The sequence below is a fragment of the Pauljensenia sp. OF14-1SRA genome, assembly GCF_027694595.1.
Taxonomy (GTDB): Bacteria; Actinomycetota; Actinomycetes; order Actinomycetales; family Actinomycetaceae; genus Pauljensenia; species Pauljensenia turicensis_B.
Genome location: NZ_JAQEVQ010000002.1, coordinates 229,667 through 251,483 on the forward strand (window position 1 = coordinate 229,667; position 21,817 = coordinate 251,483).

Consider the following 21,817-nt stretch of genomic DNA (forward strand, 5'->3'; position numbering starts at 1 on the left):
ATTCATCATTCCTGAGCGAGAATATCCGCGATTCCCTTTGCCAACTCGAAACCAGAATCGTCACGAAGATCCGTGTCAGGTTCTGCGGGGTCAGGTCGCTGAGTGGTTTCTTCTTCAAGCGTGACGTCGTCAAAATCCATGAATGCAAGATCGTATCCGTCTGGCACATCGCAGGATTCGGTCCACTTCTTCAAACCATCCAACGTCGGTGCATCCGTGAAGGACCCCATTGTTTCCGTTGATCGAGCAGATGCAAGCAGAGCCATCGACACGGCCGCCTCGGGGGAAAGTCCCTGCATTCGCGCCCACACAAGAGCCGCGGAGAACGCGTGTCCCGCCGACGTCGTATCAATCGTCTTCGCCGGGGCCGCTGGAAGCGAGAACTCTTCGCCTTCAATAATGGCTGTTGCACCCTGCGCTCCCTGCGTCACGATGACACCCGGAACATGCCATGCCAATTGGCGAGCCGCCTGACGCGCATTTTCTTTATGCGTGTAATTCATTGCTTCGCGCTCGTTCAACGTGAAGACATCAACGTTATCCAAAGCATCAAGGTCGGAGCTCTTCCACTGACCAGTTGAATCCCAACGGCACTCCGAGAGAACCCACGTTGGCGGAATCGGCGCTGCGGGCGGAGCTTCAAGCATGGTGACTGGGGGAACCGGATTCGACCGCCACTTTTCCACGGTCTCACTGTTAGCTCCAAGCACATGGAGCTCTGCCACAAGCGCGTGAGGAGCTTGGCGAAGGGTCGAAAGCGATGGAACCGTCAGATCTCCAGATGTTGTGAGCGCGCGATCCCCGTCAAAACCAAGAGAAACCGTGATCGCCTGATGAGGCACTCGAAGCGCATGGCTCAAATCAACTCGGCTTGTTGTGAGCATCGAACGAACAATGGCCCCGGCCTCGTCGATACCAATCGAGCACAAGAATTGAGTGTTCAGACCAAGGCGAGCAAGCGCAACGGCGCGATTCGCTGAGCCACCGGGGGAGAAGGAAGATGCCGGCGCGATCTGTTCTTCACCAAGGCGAGGTTCGTGCTCCAAAGGGCCCATGACCAGCGCTAAAACAAGAGGACCGGCGACGCAGATGCGTGGCGCAGTATTTAAAGGTGACGTCATAATGAGTGGTCCTTGCATGCGTGTAGAGACGATGGTCAATGCTGATGCAATCCTAGTCCGAAGCGGTATTTTCGGCCTTGAATAGAGTCTTAAGTAATGCCTCCGTAGACAAGTCTTTACTAAAACGTGACCGTTTGTGACCAAATAGCAATGTCCACTTTATGGTCTGGGAAAGACTTTCAAGGCGTGGCGGGTTAGGCTCGCAACCGTAACCCGCGACTGGACGTTACGGGTCTAATCCATCAATTTGGAGGAGTCTTTCATGAACCTCAAGAGGACATGGCTGGCAGTTCCGGCCGTTTTTGCCCTCGGTCTCGCAGCCTGCTCTGGCGGTGGCGACGCTAACTCAAACGCTTCCGGCTCAAATGCTTCCGGCGTAGCTGCGGGCTCGTCGACCGGCATCATTTCAACCAACGGTTCCGAGCCGCAGAACCCGCTGATCCCGGCAAACACCAACGAAACCGGTGGCGGCAGGATCCTCGACGCCATCTTCGCAGGCCTCGTTTACTACGATGCATCCGGCGCAACCCATATGGAAATGGCCGAATCCATCGAGCCGAACGAAGATTCGACCGTGTGGACCGTCAAGCTGAAGGAAGGACAGAAGTTCTCCGACGGCTCCGAGGTCAAAGCACACAACTTCGTTGACGCATGGAAGAAGGGTGCATCCGAAGCGATGCTCTCCTCCTACTTCTTCGAGCCGATTGCTGGCTCCGATGATGAAGGCGCCGGCGATCTGACCGGCCTCGAAGTCGTTGACGACTACACCTTCACCATCACCCTTAAGGCCCCGGCAGCTGACTTCTCGCAGCGCCTCGGCTACGCCGCATACTTCCCGCTTCCGGACTCGACCCTGGAAGACATGGAAACCGGTGGCGAGCAGCCCGTTGGTAACGGCCCCTACATGGTCGCCGAAGGTGGCTGGGAGCACAACGCTCAGATCCACCTGATCCCGAACCCTGAGTACAAGGGTGACAACGTTGCCAAGAATGGTGGCGTGGACATTATCTTCTACTCCTCGCTCGACGCCGCATACCAGGATCTGCTCTCCGGCAACCTTGACGTCCTCGACGCACTTCCGGACTCGGCATTCGCCACCTACGAAGCAGACCTCTCCGGTCGCTCCGTGAACCAGCCGGCAGCAATCTTCCAGTCCTTCGCAATTCCGTCGTCTCTGGAACACTTCTCCGGTGAAGAAGGCAACCTGCGTCGCCAGGCAATCTCCTACGCGATCGACCGCGACACCATCACCGACACCATCTTCTCGGGTACCCGTACCCCGACCAAGGACTTCACCTCCCCGGTCGTCGATGGCTACAACGACTCGGTTCCCGGCTCTGAGGTCCTGACCTACAACGCTGACAAGGCCAAGGAACTCTGGGCAAAGGCAGACGCCATTTCCCCGTGGTCCGGCACCTTCTCAATCGCTTACAACTCTGATGGTGGCCACCAGGCATGGGTTGACGCAGTCACCAACTCCGTCAAGAACACGCTCGGAATCGACGCCGTTGGCGCCCCGTACCCGGACTTCAAGTCCCTGCGTAGCGAGGTCACCAACCGTACCATCACCAGCGCCTTCCGTACCGGCTGGCAGGCTGACTACCCGGGCAAGTACAACTTCCTTGCACCGATTTACGGCACCGGCGCTGGCTCGAACGACACCGACTACTCGTCCGCAGAGTTCGATGGCCTGCTCCAGCAGGCAGCTTCTGCTTCCTCCAACGACGAAGCAAACTCCATCCTCGACAAGGCTCAGGAAGTCCTCTTCAAGGACCTCCCGGTCATCCCGCTCTGGTACTCCAACGTTGTTGGTGGCTGGTCCGAGAACGTCGATAACGTTGTCTTCGGCTGGAACTCCGTGCCGATCTACAACGAGATCACCAAGGCTGAGTGAGTCTGGCCAGGCGCTAGTCATTACTGACTACGCCTAGAGGACTTGCCAATGGTGGCGGGTGGGAGCCTTCCCACCCGCCACCATTGCGTTTACGAGGCCTCGTCACCGCGCTCTCTTGCCGTGAGTGTGGGCGGGGCCTGGTGAATCATTGATAACAATTCTGTTCTTTTTCTTACTGTCCATTTAGTGGGTGACGAGTTAATCAAACTCCCGTTTGCCGAGTTTTTACCCTATGATGGCGTAAGTGCGTCTTTGCCACAGGTGGGCTGTGCCCACTTGCTTGCTAGTTTTCATAAGCAAGGCGGCGAAGACTCTAGTTCCTAACCACATCTCAAAGGACTGTCCATGTTGCGTTACATCGGACGTCGACTCCTTCAGACCATCCCGGTTTTCTTCGGAGCCACGTTCCTGATCTTCGCGATGGTGTACCTCATGCCCGGTGACCCCGTCGCAGCCCTTGGCGGCGACCGAGGGCTTTCTGAAGCTGCGTACGCTGAAATTGCTGCGAAGTACAACCTCGATAAGCCGTTCTGGATGCAGTACCTGCTTTACCTCAAGGGCGTGTTCACGCTTGATTTCGGTACGACGTTCTCCGGACAGCCGGTAACCGCAGTGATGGCGCGTGCCTTCCCGATTACGGTGAAGCTTGCACTGTACGCCATGGCAATTGAAGCAATCCTCGGTATTCTTGCCGGCGTCGTTGCCGGTGTTCGCCGCGGTGGCATCTTCGACTCCACCATTCTTGTCTTCTCGCTTCTGCTGATTTCCGTCCCGACCTTCGTCCTCGGCTTCGTCCTGCAGTTCGTTCTCGGTGTGAAACTAGGAGTATTCCCGACTACAGTCGGCGCGAACGTCAGCCTTCAGTCGTTGACCATGCCGGCAATCGTGCTTGGTGGCGTCTCGCTGGCATACGTGATTCGTCTGACTCGCCAGTCTGTTTCTGAGAACGTGTCTGCTGACTACGTCCGCACCGCTCGCGCGAAGGGCCTGAAGGGTGGCACGGTGATGACCCGCCACATCTTGCGCAACTCGCTGATCCCGGTTGCAACGTTCCTTGGTGGCGACCTTGGTGCCCTCATGGGGGGCGCGATCATCACGGAAGGCATCTTTAATATCTCCGGTGTTGGTGGCACGCTCTGGCAGGCCATCGTCAAGGGCGAACCCGCCACCGTCGTTTCCGTGACTACCGTTCTGGTGCTCGTGTACATCTTCGCCAACCTTGTTGTTGACTTGCTGTACGCCGTGCTCGACCCGAGGATCCGCTATGAGTGATTACATTCCCTCCGCAAACATCGAACGCACCCGAACCGGTCAACGCCACTTCGTTTCCGATATCGACGAAACCGGTCTTGGTGCAGTTGACGCCGTTGCCGATGATCGCGCGCCTTCATCGCTCTGGGGCGAGGCATGGAAGTCCCTGCGCAAGCGCCCGATCTTCTGGGTGGCTCTGATCATCATCGTGATCGCAATCGCGATCGCAGCATTCCCGAACGTGTTCACCAGCCAGGACCCGCGTTTCTGCGAGCTTTCGAACTCGCTGAAGGGTCCGTCCGACGGCCACCCCTTCGGTTTCAACCGTCAGGGTTGTGACATCTACGCTCGCATCATTTTCGGTGCCCGCGCATCCGTTTCTGTTGGTGTTCTGACGACTATCTTCGTTGTCATCATCGGTGGCGTGATCGGCGCGATCGCCGGCTACTTCGGTGGCTGGTTCGACGCTCTGCTCTCGCGTATTACCGATATCTTCTTCGCAATTCCGTTGCTCCTGGCAGCAATCGTCTTCATGCAGATGTTCAAGGAAAACCGAAACATCTGGATGGTTATCTTGGTTCTGTCCCTCTTCGGCTGGACTCAGATCGCGCGTATTACTCGTGGTGCCGTGATGTCGGCGAAGAATGAAGAGTTCGTCACCGCTGCCCGCGCCACCGGCGCATCGAAGGCTCGCATTCTCATGAGCCACATCATCCCGAACTCGATGGCTCCGATCATCGTGTACGCGACGGTTGCTCTGGGTACGTTCATCGTGTCCGAAGCGTCCCTGTCCTTCATGGGTATCGGTCTTCCGTCAACGGTCGTTTCGTGGGGCGCCGATATTTCGGCCGCACAGGCGTCGTTGCGTACGAACCCGATGGTTCTTTTCTACCCGGCTTTGGCTCTCGCGATGACCGTCCTCAGCTTCATCATGATGGGTGATGCGGTTCGTGACGCCCTCGACCCGAAGGCACGCAAGTGAGCGAAGAGAATATGACTACTCCGAACGAGGACGCCATCGAAGAGTCCATCAACAAGATGGTGCTCGGCGAAGGTAAGGCTGATGCTCCTCAGACCGTTAGCGAATCGGCTGCTCCCGAAGAGGTTCACCCTGAGGACGCCAACCCGCTTCTGAAGATCACTGACCTTGAGGTCACCTTCACTACATCGACCGGTATCGTTCCGGCTGTCCGTGGTGCAAACCTGACCATCTACCCCGGCCAGACGGTCGCCATCGTGGGCGAGTCCGGTTCCGGTAAGTCGACGACTGCTGCTGCGGTCATCGGCCTGCTCCCGGGCACCGGTAAGGTCACCGGCGGTTCCATCGAATTCGACGGTGAAGAGATCACGAACCTCACCACGAAGGAATGGGTTCGTTTGCGAGGCTCCGGTATCGGCCTGGTTCCCCAGGACCCGATGTCGAACCTGAACCCTGTTCTGCGCGTTGGTACGCAGGTCAAGGAAGCTCTTGTCGCCAATAACGTTGTTCCGAAGTCCCAGACTGGTGAGCGCGTGGCTCAGCTTCTTGAAGAGGCCGGCTTGCCGGACGCAGAGCGTCGCGCCAAGCAGTACCCGCACGAGTTCTCCGGCGGTATGCGTCAGCGCGTGCTGATTGCTATCGGAATGGCGGCTCGCCCGAAGTTGCTGATCGCTGACGAACCGACGTCCGCTTTGGACGTGACCGTTCAGCGTCGCATCCTCGATCACCTTGGTTCACTGACCCGCGAACTGGGCACCGCCGTTCTGTTCATTACGCATGACCTTGGCCTTGCTGCTGAGCGCGCCGAACAGCTGGTGGTTATGCACCGTGGTCGCATCGTTGAATCCGGCCCCGCGTTGGAGATCCTGCAACACCCGCAGCACCCGTACACGAAGCGTCTTGTTTCGGCTGCTCCGTCGCTGGCGTCGGCTCGTATTGAGTCCGCTCACGCTCGCGGTATTTCTGTGACGGAGGAAGAGCTGACGGGCGCAGGTAAGGGCGCAACGTCGACCGAGGAAATCGTTCGCGTTGAGCACCTGACCCGTGAGTTCGATATCCGTGGCTCGAAGGGTGAGGCTAAGAAGCTGATCGCCGTTGATGACGTGACCTTCGGTTTACGTCGCGGTACGACCCTGGCGGTTGTGGGCGAGTCCGGCTCCGGTAAATCGACCGCAGCGAACATGGTGTTGCGCCTGCTGTCGCCGACGTCCGGCAAGGTTTTCTTCGACGGCAAGGACACGTCCGAAATGAGCGACAAGGAGCTCTTTGCTCTGCGTCGTCGCCTGCAGGCAGTGTTCCAGAACCCGTACGGTTCGCTGGATCCGATGTTCTCGATCTTCCGCATCATCGAAGAACCGCTTCGCGTCCACGGTTACGGCACGATGGCGTACGCCGAGCAGGAGTTTGCTCGTGCGATGGCGACCGGTCGTGAGCCTGAAAAGTGGATCTCGGCTCTGATGGAAGCAAAGAACGCTGGACGTTCTTTGACTGCCGCGGAGAAGAAGGAATTCAATCCGAAGCACCTGCGTATCGAGCGCGTGTCTGAGCTTCTAGACATGGTTGCTCTGCCACGTTCCGCGATGCGCCGTTATCCGAACGAGCTGTCCGGTGGTCAGCGTCAGCGTGTGGCTGTGGCTCGCGCGCTTGCCCTAAACCCCGAGGTCATCGTTCTTGACGAGGCAGTTTCGGCTCTGGACGTTCTGGTTCAGAACCAGATCCTGTACTTGCTGAATGATCTTCAGGCTCAGCTAGGTCTGTCCTACCTGTTCATCACCCACGACTTGGCGGTTGTTCGTCAGATCGCTGATGACGTGGTCGTTATGGAAAAGGGCAAGCTGGTGGAGCAGAACTCGACGGACGCGCTGTTCAATAATCCGGTGCAGGATTACACGCGCGAGCTGATCGAGGCCGTTCCTGGACGTCAGATTCAGTTGAACCTCTGAGGTTCGCCGATTGTGCGCCTGAGTGCGCATGAACCCAGTGAATAGTTGACGAGGCCGGGCGGGGCGACAAGAGTCGCTCCGCCCGCCTTGTTATATCGACGACCCTGATCGCGGTAGCTATGAGGCTTTACAGCCTGCTAGAACGCTTGCCATCTTTGATTGCTCAGCAGAGGTAATGGTGAGCCCCCACGTGTATTTCACATTGATCTGCTTCGTGACGTAGGCGCACCGGAAGTCAGCGTTCGGGGGTAGCCACTTGTCGGCGGATGCTGCACCCTTGTCTTTGTTCGTTTGACCGTCGACAGCTAACAAATTGTTCTGGTCGTTCCCGAAGCGTTGACGCTGGGTATCGTCCCACTGCCATGCGCCCGACCTCCATGCGTTTCCTAACGCGACAACGTGGTCAATCTGTACTAGAGCGGATGTGTCCTGTCCGCGCTGGAAGTTGATCGTGGAACCCGTATATGGGTCGTCCAAGGTTCCCGTCAGGACAACGCAGTCACGTGTCTTCGGCTTATACGTCACGTTTGTGAGATCGCGCGCGAGCACGTCGTTCCGGGTATCGCACCCGTTATGGTCCTCGTCTGCCCAGGCTTGCCCGAACTGGTCGCGATCGTAGTCGGGTGCGTCATCATGATCGAGAACGGTGAGTGCTTTCAGTTGCCTCGCAGCTTCGCTGGGAGGCAGATCATCGACGGAAACTGAGTGGGGGACTAGGAAGCCAACATCGTTCCACAGGTGGCCGAGCATAAAACGGAACGAGGGAAAAACACAATACGACCCGATACAGATGATGAACAACGCGACCGCGATGTCACCGATGCGGAGGGCTCTCCCATGAGCCCTGCCACGACCGCGTGACGAAGTACGTCGTTTTCCCACGTGCTGCACTCCTTTCCGCAGGCTGATATCAGTCGCATTGGCGAGGCGAGGTGCAAGTTCGGCAAGCATCGCTGGCGACTAAAGAAGAGTATGTGGTCCTTACTAGTGTGACGCACGCTGAGGACAAAGGGAGGTTATCCACAAACAGGCGTCTACGGTGAAGACGACTTGAAGAGCCTGTATTTCTTCGAGCCGGTAATTCCGGTGTCATCCATAAGGAGGTACGTGCAACCGTTGATCAGCGCACGAACCATGCGTTAATAAGTCTGATCCCTACCATGTAGAAACCAAATTGCACAACGCGCTCAAGGCCGAGATTTCGCCCTAAATCAGCCCTTCGCGCTCCAACCATGAGCGAGCAATGGTAGCCGCCGGCGCGCCATCTTCGGTCGATTGACGGTTCATCTCCACCAGATCCGCGCTCTCGAGGGTGGCGGACACGCGATTGATCACGGCAGCCGCGGCCTCGTCGATTCGCGGGGAGACGATTGGCACCACGTGGGAGGCTAGGAATAACCCCTTCGGGTCCTCCAAGACTGTCAGATCCGAACCTGCCAGCGACGGGTCAGCCGAATAGATGTCAACCAGTTGCACGTCGCCGTCACGCAGAGCCTTCAGCGTGAGCGCGCCACCCGAGTCCTCGATCGGCGTGAATGTCGCGGTCACGCCATACAGGGACTTCAGTCCAGCCGGACCGTAGGGGCGCGTCGCCAGCTCCGAATTGCCACCGATCTTCACCGATCCCACGGATGCGAGGTCGCTGATCGTCCTCAGCGAGTGCTCGTTTGCGAACTCGGTCGTCACAACGTACGAATCCTGGTCGGCAGCAGGCGCGGCGTTCAGCACGCGCAGTCCGTCCGGCAGAGTGGCGCTCAGAGCCTCGTACACCTCGTCTGCGCCGGTCTGCGTCGCATCGGCATCCAAGTACTGCAACAGTGAACCCGTGTATTCGGGGAACACGTCAATCGCGCCCGCCTGGATTTCTGGCATGTAGACCTCGCGCTGGCCGATGCGCAGTTCGCGAGTGACCGCGAATCCGGCCTCCTCAAGGGCGATGGCGTAGGTTTCGGCGATGATTTCGTTCGAGTAATAGTCCTGCGATCCGACGATGATCGTCTCGCGCCCGTTCGATTGTGAGCTTGGGTCGAAGGTTGCTGCGGTCGCACACGCGCTGGCCGTCAGAGCGGTGGCGCTGAGCATTGCTGTGACGGCTTTGCGCTTGCGTTTTCCCGCCGAGCGAGTTGCGGTGCGCGCATTGCTTTCGTTCTTCGTTGTGCGTCGTCCAAAGAATCGACGAGGCCGCTCACCGTTCCCAGCGCCTTCGCCATTCAGGCGCGGGTTGCGTGATGCTCGCACCCACAGGGCGTCCAGAATCAATGCGAGGGCGACAACCAGGATCGCGCCACCAATCATCTGCCCGTAATCGCGGGTTTTTAGACCTGTGTAGAGGAAACGACCCAGCCCAGCGTCAGCGGTGTACGCTGCGAGCGTTGCGGTGGCGACAACCTGCAGGGTCGTCGAGCGCAAGCCACCAATAATCAAGGGAAGAGCGGCGGGCAGTTCCACTTCGCGTACGACCTGCATTTCGGTCAGGCCGATGGCTCGAGCAGCATCCACCGTTGTCGGAGAGGCTGACCCGATACCGGAATACGTTGCTGACAGCATCGGAGGAACCGCCAAAATCAGAAGCGCTAAAAATGGCGCTGACAAGCCAATGCCCAGCCACAAGCCGATCAAAGTCAGAACACCTAGCGTCGGGATCGCTCGCGCCACCCCGAACGTCGCGCTAATCAGCGTGACAAAACGGCCGGTGTGCCCGATGTAAATACCAATTGGCAACGCAATCAAGCCGGCAATGGCGACAACGCCGACAGTTACGCCAAGATGCTGAACAATGCGCATGAGGATCCCCGTGGACCCCGTCCAATGGCCACCAGCAAACAGCCATGTCAATGCATCCATGAGCAAGCTCATGCGGTCACCTCCGCCTTCAAACGCGGGCTAGAAACAGGGGAGCGATGAGGTGCGGATCCCGGCCTCGTCCATGGGGTGAGCAGGGCGCCCACGGCGATGGTCAGCGCATCCAAAACAAGCGCGACCAGAACGGTTGCAACCAAGCCGGCGAACACCTCGGACACCAGACCTCGCTGGAATCCGTCGGTGAACAGCGTGCCCAGCGAGCGAATCCCGATGAACGCACCTACGGTGACCAGCGACACCGTCGACACAACGACCACGCGCACACCCGCGACGATGACGGGCAAGGCTAGTGGTAGTTCGACTCCGATGAATTTACGCCACGAGCTCATGCCGGCGGCGTCCGCAGACTCGAGAACCGAAGCTGGCAGAGACGTCAACGCATTCGCGACCTGACGGATCAGCACCGCGATCCCGTAGAGCGCAAGAACGATGATTATGTTCAGCTCGCTCCGGAGCGCAATTCCTACGATCACGGGGATCACAACAAGCATCGGCAGTGAGGGAATCGCGTACAGCAACGACAGTGCGGTCAACAGTGGGCTACCCCAGCGCTTCGAACGCGTCGCAGCCCAACCGACCGGGATTGAAATGATGACCGCGACTAGAATCGCTGGGATCGCGATGCGTAGGTGCGCGACAGTGAGCTCCCAGAGTAGTAAGTAGTTTTGCGACAGCCAACTCATCGGAGTTCGCCTTCCGGCAACAGGCCGAGCGGACGGCCATCCGGGTCAGAGATGAGCGTGCCCGCGGACGTGGACTTCATACTCAGACGGCGCTGGCCGGACGAGCCGACGAAAGACGCGACAAAGTCGTTCGCGGGGTTCGTCACGAGGTTCTCGGACGCGCCCACCTGCGCTAGGACGCCACCGGTTTGCAGAACAGCGATCTGGTCGCCGAGCATGAACGCCTCATCTAAGTCGTGAGTAACGAACAGGATGGTCGTGCCCACGCGGTCACGCAGGTCGCGGAGTTCCCGTTGCAGGTCGGCGCGAACCAGCGGGTCCAGTGCGCCGAAAGGTTCGTCCATCAGCAGAATGTCCGCTTCGTTTGCGAGCGCGCGAGCAACACCCACGCGCTGACGCTGGCCACCTGACAGCTGTGTCGGATAGCGTTTCGCGAGGCCTCGATCCAAACCAACCAGGTCCATCAGCTCTAGCGCGCGTTTCGCCGACTCTCTACGCGAGGCACCCTCAAGACGCGGAACCGTCGCAATGTTGTCAACAACGCTGCGATGCGGGAAAAGTCCAGCATCTTGGAGCACGTATCCGATCGAGCGACGCAACTTCACCGGGTCCACATCCGCAACATCCTGCCCGCGCACGATCACGCGCCCAGACGTGGGGGAGAGCATCCGGTTCACCATCCGCATCAGCGTTGTCTTGCCCGACCCCGACGTGCCCAGCAGGACCGTCGTCGTATGAGGCTCAACGTGCAGAGAAACGTCATCCAACGCCGTCGTCCCGTTCGGGAACACATGCGAGACGTGGTCGAAAGTAATCACCGAGATGTCTCCTTTCGGCGAAGACATGGAAGGGGAGGTGCGCAGGACATTATTGACCCTAGGCACCATTCAAAGGTCTACTGGTATTAACGCCAAGGCTTCCCAAGATATTCAACCAATGTCAGCGAGTTTTAGTGACCTTGCGCATCTTCACTGTGGGAATTGCATGAAAATAGCCGGTGACCAACCCCGCAGGGGGTCAGTCACCGGCTATTCGCTGTGTAACTGGCCTTGTCAATTGGCGCTTACTGGGCGTGAGCCGAGGCCGTAGTCGGACTGAGCCGACTCTGCGTCAATCATGCTTCAGTTGAAGGTGCCTTCCGACGCTTCGCGTAGGGCTCGGACTCAAGTTCTGTGCCAGCGGGAACCGATGCGGGCGAAACCTGTTCGAGGTTCGTACCACGGGCCTTCGAGATCCAGCGCATGACGTGGTAGATGGCAATCGCTGCAACGGAGCCGAGCGCGATACCGGAGAAGGTCATCTTGCCAGCAATCAGCGTGTAGTCGGCGATGGCGACAACCATGGCGACCGCAGCGGTGTTCAGGTTAACCGGATCGGAGAAATCAACGCGGTTCTGAACCCAGATACGAACACCGAGCATGCCGATCATGCCGTAGAGGATCGTTGCGGCGCCACCGAGGACACCGGCCGGGATCGTTGCGATGATCTCGCCGAACTTCGGCAGCATCGACAGGGCGAGAGCGGTGATTGCTGCGACCACGTAAGCGGCGGTCGAGTAGACGCGGGTTGCGGCCATAACGCCAATGTTCTCGGCGTAAGTTGTCGTACCGGAGCCGCCACCGAAGCCTGCGAACATCGTGGACAGGCCGTCGGCGAAGAGTGCGCGACCGGTGACATCATCCAGGTTCTCGCCGGTCATTGCGGACACGGACTTCACGTGACCGATGTTCTCAGCCATGAGGACCAGGACGACCGGGACGAACAGGCCTATCAGCGACAGGTCGAAGGCCGGTGCGCGGAACACTGGGGCGCCAACCCAGTCGGCGTTTGCGATGGCGGAGAAGTCGACTTCGTCACGGACGCAGGCGGTTGCGTAGCCGATCAGAACACCGATGAGGATCGCGAGGCGACCGATGATGCCCTTGAACAGGACCGTGATCAGCAGGATCGAAACGATCGTGACGACTGCGGTCACCGGGGCGGTCTTCACGTTGTTCCATGCGCTAGGCGCAAGGTTGAAGCCGATCAGGGAGACGATTGCGCCGGTCACGACCGGGGGCATCAGTTTGTCGATCCAAGCAGCACCCGCGAAGTGAACGATCAGGCCGATGATAAAGAGCGAGCCGCCGGCCATGATGATGCCACCCTGTGCTAGGGAAGCAAGATGGTCGTCGATGGCCTGGCCACCGCCTGCAACGTAGCCGGTCACCGCGCCGATCGGTGCGATCAGCGCGAAGGAGGAGCCGAGGTATGAGGGAAGGCGTCCGGCTGTGATGAGCAGGAACAGCAGGGTTCCGAAGCCGGTGAAGAAGAGAGTTGTTGACGGGTTGAAGCCGGTCAGCAGTGGAACGAGGAAGGTTGCGCCGAACATTGCAACAACATGCTGAATGCCGATGCCGATTGTTCGAGGCCAAGTGAGTCGCTCGCTGGGGGAGACAACCTCGCCGGGGGCAATGGAAGTGCCGTCACCGTGCAGGGTCCAGCGGAAGAAACCACGGGAATTTTCGCTCATGGAAGAGCTCTCCGATCTGATCAGTTGATGGGCAGGGCCGTTTCACCGGTCAGAACACCAGACTAGCCCGCGCCGATATTGCGCCGGTAGTTTGGCGTCCATTCTGTGACCAGATAGGCGTGAAGATGTAATTTGGTGCAAAGTTAGGACTGCATATTTTCATCTGCGGTGTGGCGACGAGGCCCCTTGCGGATCGGCAGTCTTCATTCTGAGAATTATTAGACCATTTCCAAGTCTTTACCTATCCTTGACGTATGAAACCTATCTTGCTGGTGTCGACACGTCCCGAAGACGTTGAAGTTGAAGCGGAATACCGTTCGTTTCAGCGAACGACCGGCCTAGCAGAAAGCGAGCTTGAACAGGTCAGACTCGACATGCTCGGTCTGCCTGACATTGATGTTGAGGCCTATTCTGGCATCATCGTTGGCGGATCTCCCTATGGGACGACAACGTCCGACGTCCACAAGTCGGCGACGCAGAAGCGCGCTGAAGCTGAACTGTTCCATCTTCTTCAAGATGTGACGATTGCTCACGTTCCCTGTTTTACAACCGGGTATGGAACGGAAGTTGCGGCTGTTCTGATGGGTGGCCAGGTGACGACCAAGTGGGCTGAGCCCGCGCAGATCACCGAGATTTATGTGGTTGCCGAGCATGCGGATGATCCGATCTTGGAAGGCGTTTCCCGCACGTTCTACACCTATGTGAACCACACGGAGGCCGTTGAAGAGCTCCCCGAAGATGCGGTCTTGTTGGCGAAATCGCTGACCTGTCCTGCTGAAGTCATGCGGTTTTCAGACAACTTCTATGCGACGCAGTTCAACCCGGAAATCGATTCCGATGCGATTCGTACTGCCCTTGAACGCTATGAAGATGCGGGCTATCCGGGCACCGATGATGTGGAATCGCTGATGCTTGCCGGACGCCTAGGGGCGTGTGACCATCAGGCGGGTAAGCTAGTCCGCAATTTCGTTCGCCTTTTTGGTGCGTGACCTATCCCATTAGGGTGTTCGATGTGCTGAGTTAGCATTTTCAGACCGTTTCAGCCTAAGATAAGCAAGCGCACTGATGTGCGTGCTGGAGGATTCGCCTAGTGGCCTATGGCGCACGCTTGGAAAGCGTGTTGGGTGCAAGCCCTCGGGGGTTCGAATCCCCCATCCTCCGCGGTTGCCCCGTCATCCTTTGGGTGGCGGGACTTTTGTTTTCCCGAATCGCCTTTGTGTGGTGGCATGTGTAGACTGGGGAGCGATCCTCCGTGTGACGGTATCATCTGAACCTCCCCAGGGCCGGAAGGCAGCAAGGATAAGGGTGCGCTGCCGGGTGCGCGGAGGGTCCTTTTATTTTCCGCTTATATTCCGCACAGGCGCGGAACGGGAAGGAAAACATGACGAACGCAGTCTCAGAACTTGGCACGCCCGTCGCGGAACAGCAGTTTGATCCGATCTGGCGAGCAAATCCGAACCGTTATACCGCTGAAGGCGCGAAATATCGCCGTTGCGGTCGTTCGGGCCTCGACCTGCCCATGATCTCACTCGGTCTCTGGCACAACTTCGGCGATGACCGCTCACTGTTGGATCAGCGCGACATCCTGCGCACGGCTTTCGACCTAGGTATCACCCAGTTCGATCTGGCGAACAACTACGGTGTTCCTTACGGTTCAGCCGAAGCGAACTTTGGTCGCCACATGGACCACGACTTTGCCCAGTATCGCGATGAAATGGTCATCGTGTCCAAGGCCGGTTACGACATGTGGGAAGGCCCCTACGGTGCGGGTGGCGGTGGTCGTAAGTACATCCTCAACTCGCTCGATCAGTCGCTGAAGCGCATGCACCTCGACTATGTCGACATCTTCTACTCGCACCGCTACGACGAGACGACTCCGTTGGAAGAAACGATCGGAGCACTGGATCAGGCTGTTCGTTCCGGCAAGGCGCTCTACGTTGGTATTTCCTCCTACGATCCGGAGCAGACTCGTCGCGCGGTTGAACTTGCCCGCGAAATCCGCCTGCCCCTGGTTATCCACCAGCCGCGTTACTCGATGCTGGATCGCACGGTTGAAAAGGGCCTGATTGATACCTGCGGTGAGCTCGGTTTGGGCATGGCTGTTTTCAGCCCGCTCGCGCAGGGCCTGCTGACCAGCAAGTACCTCGGCGATGATCGCTTCCCTGCTGGTTCGCGCGTCGCTGAGCAGCGTTACCTGAAGACTGATGTCCTGACGGACGAGCGCGTTGAGCACCTTCGCGCCCTGAATGCTCTGGCTCGGGACCGTGGCCAGACTCTGGCGCAGATGGCGCTGGCGTGGCTACTCCGTGATGAGCGCGTTACGACTGTCCTGGTTGGTGCCTCGTCGTCGCATCAGCTCCGCGATTCCGTTGGTGCGCTCGACAAGTTAGCGTTCAGTGCCGACGAGCTTGCCTTGATTGACGAACACTCCTTTGCGGCTTCGCTCGTGTGATCCTGTTCGGCACATCTGACTCAGATCGCGCCGACTACACGTTGAGAGGGTGCCTCGTGCCCCGTTTTCGTACGCGAAAAGCGTGTGCGACGGTGGTACGAGGCTCCTTCTTTATGTGGTTTCGGTCATTCACAGGGAGACTAAAATAGGAATAAATGGCTTGAATAAGTCCGCAATGGACTATTGATGTGATGCAAGCCCCATCTGCGAGTTTGTCATTGCGGGGCCTCGCGCGTAAAGTTGTTCTCAGCCAAACGGCGATGCGCTCGTAGCTCAATGGATAGAGCATCTGACTACGGATCAGAAGGTTGGGGGTTCGAGTCCCTTCGAGCGCGCAGCGGCCCCCATCGGTGCGATCCACCGGCGGGGGTTCTGCGTTTCTACTGATAGTCCGCTCAGTTCTAATGATTTTACGTTGAACTGAGCGGATTTTCTATTTCTACTGAATGCGCTTTTTGCTCCGATGAGCGTGCCGTGTCAGATATTGACGGTGACAATCCAGCGGTCAGCGTCGAGGAAAGCTGTTGTTTTGACCGCTGTCATTCGCAGGCCGTTGTCAGCGCGCATGCGTTCCATAGTGTCTGCGACCTGTTCGTGATTGAAAGTGGCGATCGGCTTACCCAGGCAGTTCACTTCCAAGTAGCCATCGGAGAACCCGCCGTGCACGATGAGCATGCAGTGAAACTCTGCAGGAGCATCTGCGCTGGTTGGAGGCCATTTTTCTTTGCGCGCACGACGTGCAATCGTGACGTCAAGGTCGTGCGACGGCTCCAATTGCGTCCAGTTGTCCGACTCGGCAACGATGAGTGTCGGTTCTTTGTATCCGAATAGCTTCTGGAAGAAATCCATGGGTTAAGTGTGGCACGAGGCCACCTACTTCTGCTGGTCATGCTCCTGTTCAGAGGGTGGAGGATGGAGGCGAAACTCGGTTGGCTCAGAATGCGGGGAGTCCGGTGGGCGGGGTGACAATCCACGGGTCAAGGGGGAGTGCTCGCAGGGCGTCGATGGGGAGAGTGTCTGCAATGTCGATGGCGGTTCGCGCTCCCTCGATCCCCAGGGAACGACCAATCCATTCGAGGGCATCCTCCGTGGTCCACCCAAGTTCATGCAGGTCAGCGAGGGTGACGGCTCCGTCGCGCTTCGCGAGGCGAGAGCCCGCCTCGTTCAATGCTAGTGGCACGTGAACGTAAGTCGGGACCGCGATTCCGAGCAGCGTTGCCAACGCCGCTTGAGCGGGCGCTTGAGACAACAGATCGTCGCCTCGTACCACTTGGTCGACATGCTGGAAGCCGTCATCGACCACCGTGGCCAAGTTGTACGCGGGCACGCCGTCAGCGCGACGCAGTACGAAGTGATCGACGGGGCCGGTGAAAGAACCGTGGAGTTCGTCGAATACGGTCCACTCGCTTGCTGGGGCGCGAAGGCGGAGCGCGGGAGTGCGCCCGAGTTCGGCGAGCTGTTGACGTCGAACCTCGCGCTCAGTGTCAGTCAGGTTGAGGCACGTGCCGGGGTAGTGACCCGGCGGAACATGGGGAGCAGACGCGGCTTCTTTAATGTCCTTGCGGGAGCAGTAGCACTCGAACGCATATCCCTGCTCGACCAGGTAATCGAGCGCCTGCATGTGTGCGGCAGAACGCGTCGTCTGCACCAGTATTGTGCCATCCCAGTCCAGTCCGATCGCTTTCAGGTCAGCGATCTGGCGGTCGGCGCTGCCCGAACGCACGCGGTCAATATCTTCCATGCGCAGGACAAACGAGCGCCCGCTATTACGCGCCCAGGCCCAAGCGAGGATCGCGGTTCGCAGATTCCCGACGTGAAAATCCCCGGTGGGAGAGGGTGCAAAACGCCCCACGCCTTGCTGAATGACGGAACCGCTGGTCATGGGTTTAGTGTACAAACTGCGCCGATAGGGCAGACTGATCGTTCCTGCTCGAGTCTCGTGAACTGTAGACTGGACGCGATGAATGATTCTGCGAAGCCCGTCCAGCGCATCTGGCCGTATGTTGCCGTTGGTGGCGCGTTGGGTGCGCTTGTTCGCGCTGGCGTGGACTATCTGACCGTATTCTTCCCCGATTCTGTGGTCATTTCGCACGCGGTTCCCATCATGTGGTCGACGGTTCTCGTGAATCTTCTCGGTGCGTTTGTGCTTGGTGTGGTCGTGCCGCTTTTTGCCGATCCCTCACGCGAGCGGGTGCGCCTGCTGGTTGCCACCGGCTTCCTGGGAGCGTTTACGACCTACGGCACGCTGATCGCCGCAACCGCGAATGGGATGATCGCGTCCGGTTTTATTGTTGGGGCGATTGTTCCGGCGCTCGCGTCGCTGACGTTGCTTTTCCTTGGCGTCGTGTGCGCGGGGTGCGGTTTTGCGCTGGGCCGCTTCGTAAAGTTCGGCGTTTTCGAGGTCTTTGAGGTGATTGACGAGGCCGGGTTCAGCGTTTCATCTCCGTCTTCTGATACGGCCGGAATGGTCGATCGTGAAACCTTCGCTGAGGAGGAAAAATGATCGTTCTCTTCAGCGTGCTCGGCACAGCCCTCGGCGGAGCACTCGGTGCCCTCTCGCGCTGGAAACTCGATCTGGCTGTAAAAACCAGATGGATTGAGAAGCGCGCGTTGGCCGGAAAGCCCCTCCGCCCTTACGTCGGCATCGTGGTCGTCAATACGGTCGGTTGTTTCCTGCTTGGCTTCCTGACCGGGATCCTCCCGCTACTCGCGGTCCTTGTCGCCGGTGGGTCGCAGGTCGACTATCCGGGCATCACCGGAACCGTGCGCTTTGTCCTGTCAACGGGTTTCCTTGGTGGCTTCACCACGTTCTCAACTGCGGTCCTGGATGCTTGGACCGAGGTGTGGGCTCATCGGGTCCGCGCCGGAATGAGTCTAATTGTCGTCGGCTGGGTGAGCGGCCTCGTCGCCTATCTGCTGGGACTTGGATTAACGGCACTCGTCTCCTATCTGCTGGGGATCGGATGAGCTGTATCTGTCGCCTAAGGCGAAATTCGCGATCTGGATTACTGTTCGCACGCTGACGGTTACCGAAATGTGATCGCATAAAACTGCAGGTCAGGCTCACTTTTATTTCACATCGTGGCGTTACGTAACAGAAAATTTGGGTGGCGCGGACTTGCCTCCTATGCTGAAAACATCAACGCAGCACGAAAACGCGCCGAAAATCCGGCGCGCACGATCTGAATCGAAGGAGGGCGTCATGATTGACCTTGCCGGAGTGCGAAAGGTTTACTCCGTCAAAGGCGGCAACGAGGTTGTTGCGCTCGACAATGTCACCCTCCACGTTGAACGTGGATCCATCCACGGAATCGTTGGCCAGTCTGGTGCGGGCAAGTCAACGCTCATCCGATGCCTGACCGCGCTTGAACACCCCAGTGACGGCAATATCGTCGTCGACGGGCTCGACCTGGCGCAGTTGCGTGGCAAAGCCCTGCGAGAAGCTCGTCGCAAGATCGGCATGGTCTTCCAGGCCGCGAACCTGCTGGACTCGCGCACCGCGGCGCAGAACATCGGTTACCCCCTGAAACTTGCGGGCGTACCGAAGGATCAGATCAAAGCGCGCGTTGAAGAACTACTTGCCCTTGTCGGTCTTTCTGGACGAGGCGACTCATATCCGTCTCAGCTTTCCGGCGGTCAGCGTCAGCGCGTCGGCATTGCTCGAGCGCTCGCGGACAATCCCAGCGTTTTGCTGTGTGACGAGCCCACCTCCGCGCTCGACACCGAATCGACGCGCCAGATTCTGGAACTCATCCGCAAGGTTCGCGACTTAGAAGGTGTGACCGTTCTGGTCATCACCCACGAAATGGCTGTCGTCCGCGAAATCTGCGACTCTGTTACCCTGCTCGGTCACGGTCGCGTTATCCAGACGGGCACTGTCGAAGAGGTCGTTGCCGACCCGTCCAGCCCACTCTCGCGTGAACTCGTTCCCGCACCGTCCGTTGACGATGCTGACCTGCGCGAAGGCACCACGCTTCTCGACGTTATCTTCACATCGCACCCCGGCGTGCCCACCGGTGCGACCGTTCTGAACCTCGCCGCCTCAATGGGTGCCGACGTGACAGCCGGAACCTTCGAATCTATCGGAATGACTCAGGTTGGTCGCCTGGCACTCTCCGTGCCCAGCTACCACTCGAAGCAAATTCTTTCTGAACTGCGTGAACACGACATCTACGCCGAGGTGAGGTCCGCATGACACCCGTTCTTCCCTCCCTCTACACGTCGCTTGTAGGCCTGTTGCCCGCAGGGTTGCTACCTGCTGGGCTCCACTCCGCTGGTGTGAACGACCCGAAGTGGCTGGATAACCCGGCGCTGACGAAGCAGTTCCTGCCGGCAATCGGAGAAACCCTGGCGATGATGGGCTTCTCCACGCTGTTTACCGTCCTGCTCGGTATCCCGCTTGGGCTGTTGCTTGTTCAGACTGCCAAGAATGGCCTGACCCCGAACAAGACCGTCTACCAGATCACGTCGGCGATCGTGAACGTCATTCGCTCACTGCCGTTCATCATCGGCATTGTCGTCCTACTGCCCGTTACCCGCATCATTGTGGGAACAACGCTCGGCTGGCAGGCAACTGTCGTTCCACTCGTGCTCCTATCGGTGCCGTATTTCGCGCGCCTCGTCGAATCGAACATTCTTGCGATCGACTCCGGCAAAATCGAAGCAGCTCAGATGATGGGCGCAACAAACCGCCAGATCCGCTGGGGCGTTCAGGTCCGTGAAGCCGCACCTGCGCTGGTGCAATCCACGACCACGCTTGCTATTACCCTGATCGGCTACTCCGCAATGGCGGGCGCCGTTGGCGGTGGTGGCCTTGGACAGATGGCCATCAACTACGGCTACAACCGTTGGCAGGACGACGTCATGATCGTCACGGTTATTGCGATCATCGTGATCGTCCAGCTGATTCAGATGATTGGTGACATGATCAGCCGACTGGTGGATCATCGCTGAGTCGACCATCAGTCGGGTAACCGTAAGGCCAGCACTGTTCAATCAATCGTTTCAAATCGACTGACCATTCAGTGGTCTATTTCGTTACACAGTCTTCATACCCGGACGTCTGCGCTCCCCGTGGGTTGAGTGAGTACGTTTCTAGGTAACAACACAGAAAGAGGAATTCTCATGCGTTCCATCCGTAATCTTGTCGCTGCTGGTGCAGCAACCGTCCTTGCCCTCGGCCTCACAGCTTGTGGCTCCACCGCTTCCGACTCGTCCGCTTCCGGCTCTGCAGGTTCCGCTTCCGGCGACACCATCACCCTGAAGGTTGGCGCCACCCCGGCACCGCACGCAAAGATCCTGCAGTACATCCAGGACAACCTGGCAGCTGACGCGGGCCTGAACCTCGACATCGTCGAGTACACTGACTACGTCCTGCCGAACTCTGCCCTGAACGACGGCGAGCTCGACGCGAACTTCTACCAGACCGTCCCCTACCTGGAGATCGCTGAAAAAGAAAACGGCTACGACTTCACCGCCGGTGAAGGTATTCACCTTGAGCCTCTCGCAATCTACTCGTCGAAGATCAAGTCGCTGGATGAACTTCCGGCAGGCGCAAAGATCGGCATCATCGATGACGTCACCAACCAGTCTCGTGCGCTGACGTTGCTCTCCCAGCAGGGCCTCGTAGAACTGCCGACCGACGGTTCTGACGCCAACGTGAACAACGTGAAGATCCTCGGCGACTTCACCTTCCAGGAAGTTCAAGGCGCCCAGCTGGTTCGCTCCCTGCAGGACGTTGACATCGCCGTTATCAACGGCAATTACGCCCAGGAAGGTGGCCTGTCGCAGGCTAACGACGCCCTGGTCGTCGAGTCCCCCAAGAACAACCCGGCAGTGAACGTCCTCGTTTGGAAGACCGACACTGACAAGGCTGCAGCGATCGCGAAGCTCGAAGAGTTGCTCCATTCTGATGAGGTCAAGTCCTACATTGAACAGACCTGGGCCGACGGCTCCGTCATCCCCGCGTTCTGATCGGTACTGCTGACTAGCTCTGCTGACCGGCCACCGTTGCTGATTGGCGAGCTTGGTAGCTGACCAGCCAACTTACTTTAAGAGAGGGCCACCCCGAAAGTGAACTGTCCCCCGGAAGTTGGACTGATTTATTCAGTTTTTCTTCCG

General features: G+C 58.4%; 19 protein-coding genes, 2 tRNA genes, 1 other RNA gene and 1 pseudogene. 14 read left to right on the forward strand and 9 right to left on the reverse strand.

What is annotated here, in order from left to right; translation table 11 throughout:
• Positions 1-5: 5 nt before the first annotated feature.
• On the reverse strand, positions 6-1,121 hold the full coding sequence (locus tag PG731_RS02410; RefSeq protein WP_270771896.1) for a carbohydrate kinase family protein: 1,116 nt from the start codon (positions 1,119-1,121) through the stop codon (positions 6-8).
• Positions 1,122-1,383: 262 nt separating this feature from the next.
• Here PG731_RS02410 and PG731_RS02415 point away from each other — a divergent pair, with 262 nt between their 5' ends.
• The 4 genes from PG731_RS02415 to PG731_RS02430 all read left to right on the forward strand — a co-directional run bounded on the left by PG731_RS02415 (position 1,384) and on the right by PG731_RS02430 (position 7,188).
• Positions 1,384-3,015: a peptide ABC transporter substrate-binding protein gene (locus tag PG731_RS02415; RefSeq protein ID WP_270771897.1), complete on the forward strand. Its 1,632-nt coding sequence runs from the start codon at positions 1,384-1,386 to the stop codon at positions 3,013-3,015.
• A gap of 345 nt (positions 3,016-3,360) precedes the next feature.
• Positions 3,361-4,287, forward strand: a complete 927-nt coding sequence (locus PG731_RS02420) for an ABC transporter permease (protein ID WP_270771898.1) — start codon at positions 3,361-3,363, stop codon at positions 4,285-4,287.
• On the forward strand, positions 4,280-5,248 hold the full coding sequence (locus PG731_RS02425; RefSeq protein WP_270771899.1) for an ABC transporter permease: 969 nt from the start codon (positions 4,280-4,282) through the stop codon (positions 5,246-5,248). The genes PG731_RS02420 and PG731_RS02425 overlap by 8 nt, the downstream gene beginning before the upstream one ends.
• Before the next feature lie 11 nt (positions 5,249-5,259).
• Complete coding sequence (locus PG731_RS02430; protein WP_270771930.1) at positions 5,260-7,188, forward strand: dipeptide ABC transporter ATP-binding protein; 1,929 nt, start codon at positions 5,260-5,262, stop codon at positions 7,186-7,188.
• 117 nt (positions 7,189-7,305) lie between these two features.
• Here the strand turns inward: PG731_RS02430 and PG731_RS02435 are convergent, their stop codons facing one another.
• The 6 genes and pseudogenes from PG731_RS02435 to PG731_RS02460 form a co-directional block, all read right to left on the reverse strand.
• Complete coding sequence (locus PG731_RS02435) at positions 7,306-8,070, reverse strand: HNH endonuclease family protein (RefSeq protein ID WP_270771900.1); 765 nt, start codon at positions 8,068-8,070, stop codon at positions 7,306-7,308.
• A 324-nt stretch (positions 8,071-8,394) separates the two neighbouring features.
• Positions 8,395-9,270: an ABC transporter substrate-binding protein gene (locus tag PG731_RS02440; RefSeq protein WP_270771933.1), complete on the reverse strand. Its 876-nt coding sequence runs from the start codon at positions 9,268-9,270 to the stop codon at positions 8,395-8,397.
• Positions 9,271-9,441: 171 nt separating this feature from the next.
• Positions 9,442-10,044, reverse strand: a pseudogene (locus PG731_RS02445) (ABC transporter permease); the annotation flags it as partial.
• Positions 10,041-10,733: an ABC transporter permease gene (locus PG731_RS02450; RefSeq protein WP_270771901.1), complete on the reverse strand. Its 693-nt coding sequence runs from the start codon at positions 10,731-10,733 to the stop codon at positions 10,041-10,043. The pseudogene PG731_RS02445 and the gene PG731_RS02450, both read right to left, overlap by 4 nt.
• Positions 10,730-11,551: an ABC transporter ATP-binding protein gene (locus tag PG731_RS02455; protein ID WP_270771903.1), complete on the reverse strand. Its 822-nt coding sequence runs from the start codon at positions 11,549-11,551 to the stop codon at positions 10,730-10,732. Before PG731_RS02455 ends, PG731_RS02450 begins: the two co-directional genes overlap by 4 nt.
• A gap of 296 nt (positions 11,552-11,847) precedes the next feature.
• Complete coding sequence (locus tag PG731_RS02460; RefSeq protein WP_270771904.1) at positions 11,848-13,245, reverse strand: uracil-xanthine permease family protein; 1,398 nt, start codon at positions 13,243-13,245, stop codon at positions 11,848-11,850.
• A gap of 254 nt (positions 13,246-13,499) precedes the next feature.
• On the opposite strand from PG731_RS02460, the gene PG731_RS02465 reads away from it, so the two are divergent.
• From PG731_RS02465 to PG731_RS02485, 5 genes are all read left to right on the forward strand, one after another.
• Positions 13,500-14,234 (forward strand): glutamine amidotransferase-related protein, encoded by a 735-nt coding sequence (locus PG731_RS02465; RefSeq protein ID WP_270771905.1) that lies wholly within the window; start codon positions 13,500-13,502, stop codon positions 14,232-14,234.
• A gap of 87 nt (positions 14,235-14,321) precedes the next feature.
• A tRNA-Ser gene (locus tag PG731_RS02470) sits at positions 14,322-14,406 on the forward strand.
• Between the two features lie 80 nt (positions 14,407-14,486).
• Positions 14,487-14,582, forward strand: an RNA gene (ffs, locus tag PG731_RS02475) — signal recognition particle sRNA small type.
• 44 nt (positions 14,583-14,626) lie between these two features.
• The gene (mgrA, locus tag PG731_RS02480) at positions 14,627-15,697 is read left to right on the forward strand and encodes an L-glyceraldehyde 3-phosphate reductase (protein WP_101628608.1); all 1,071 of its coding nucleotides are present in this window, start codon (positions 14,627-14,629) and stop codon (positions 15,695-15,697) included.
• Positions 15,698-15,959: 262 nt separating this feature from the next.
• A tRNA-Arg gene (locus tag PG731_RS02485) sits at positions 15,960-16,032 on the forward strand.
• A gap of 142 nt (positions 16,033-16,174) precedes the next feature.
• Here the strand turns inward: PG731_RS02485 and PG731_RS02490 are convergent.
• A complete protein-coding gene (locus tag PG731_RS02490) occupies positions 16,175-16,546 on the reverse strand; it encodes a hypothetical protein (RefSeq protein WP_101628692.1) in 372 nt (123 codons plus the stop codon).
• A gap of 85 nt (positions 16,547-16,631) precedes the next feature.
• Positions 16,632-17,579: a tRNA glutamyl-Q(34) synthetase GluQRS gene (gluQRS, locus tag PG731_RS02495; protein ID WP_270771908.1), complete on the reverse strand. Its 948-nt coding sequence runs from the start codon at positions 17,577-17,579 to the stop codon at positions 16,632-16,634.
• 78 nt (positions 17,580-17,657) lie between these two features.
• Here gluQRS and PG731_RS02500 point away from each other — a divergent pair, with 78 nt between their 5' ends.
• From PG731_RS02500 to PG731_RS02520, 5 genes are all read left to right on the forward strand, one after another.
• A complete protein-coding gene (locus PG731_RS02500; protein ID WP_270771909.1) occupies positions 17,658-18,200 on the forward strand; it encodes a fluoride efflux transporter FluC in 543 nt (180 codons plus the stop codon).
• Entirely contained in the window at positions 18,197-18,664 is a 468-nt protein-coding gene (locus tag PG731_RS02505) for a fluoride efflux transporter FluC (protein ID WP_270771910.1), read from the forward strand. The genes PG731_RS02500 and PG731_RS02505 overlap by 4 nt, the downstream gene beginning before the upstream one ends.
• 235 nt (positions 18,665-18,899) lie before the next feature.
• Positions 18,900-19,892 (forward strand): methionine ABC transporter ATP-binding protein, encoded by a 993-nt coding sequence (locus PG731_RS02510; RefSeq protein WP_101628696.1) that lies wholly within the window; start codon positions 18,900-18,902, stop codon positions 19,890-19,892.
• Positions 19,889-20,650, forward strand: coding sequence for a methionine ABC transporter permease (locus PG731_RS02515; protein ID WP_270771912.1), 762 nt, complete (start codon positions 19,889-19,891; stop codon positions 20,648-20,650). The genes PG731_RS02510 and PG731_RS02515 overlap by 4 nt, the downstream gene beginning before the upstream one ends.
• A 171-nt stretch (positions 20,651-20,821) precedes the next feature.
• Entirely contained in the window at positions 20,822-21,670 is an 849-nt protein-coding gene (locus PG731_RS02520; RefSeq protein ID WP_270771913.1) for a MetQ/NlpA family ABC transporter substrate-binding protein, read from the forward strand.
• Positions 21,671-21,817 lie beyond the last annotated feature (147 nt).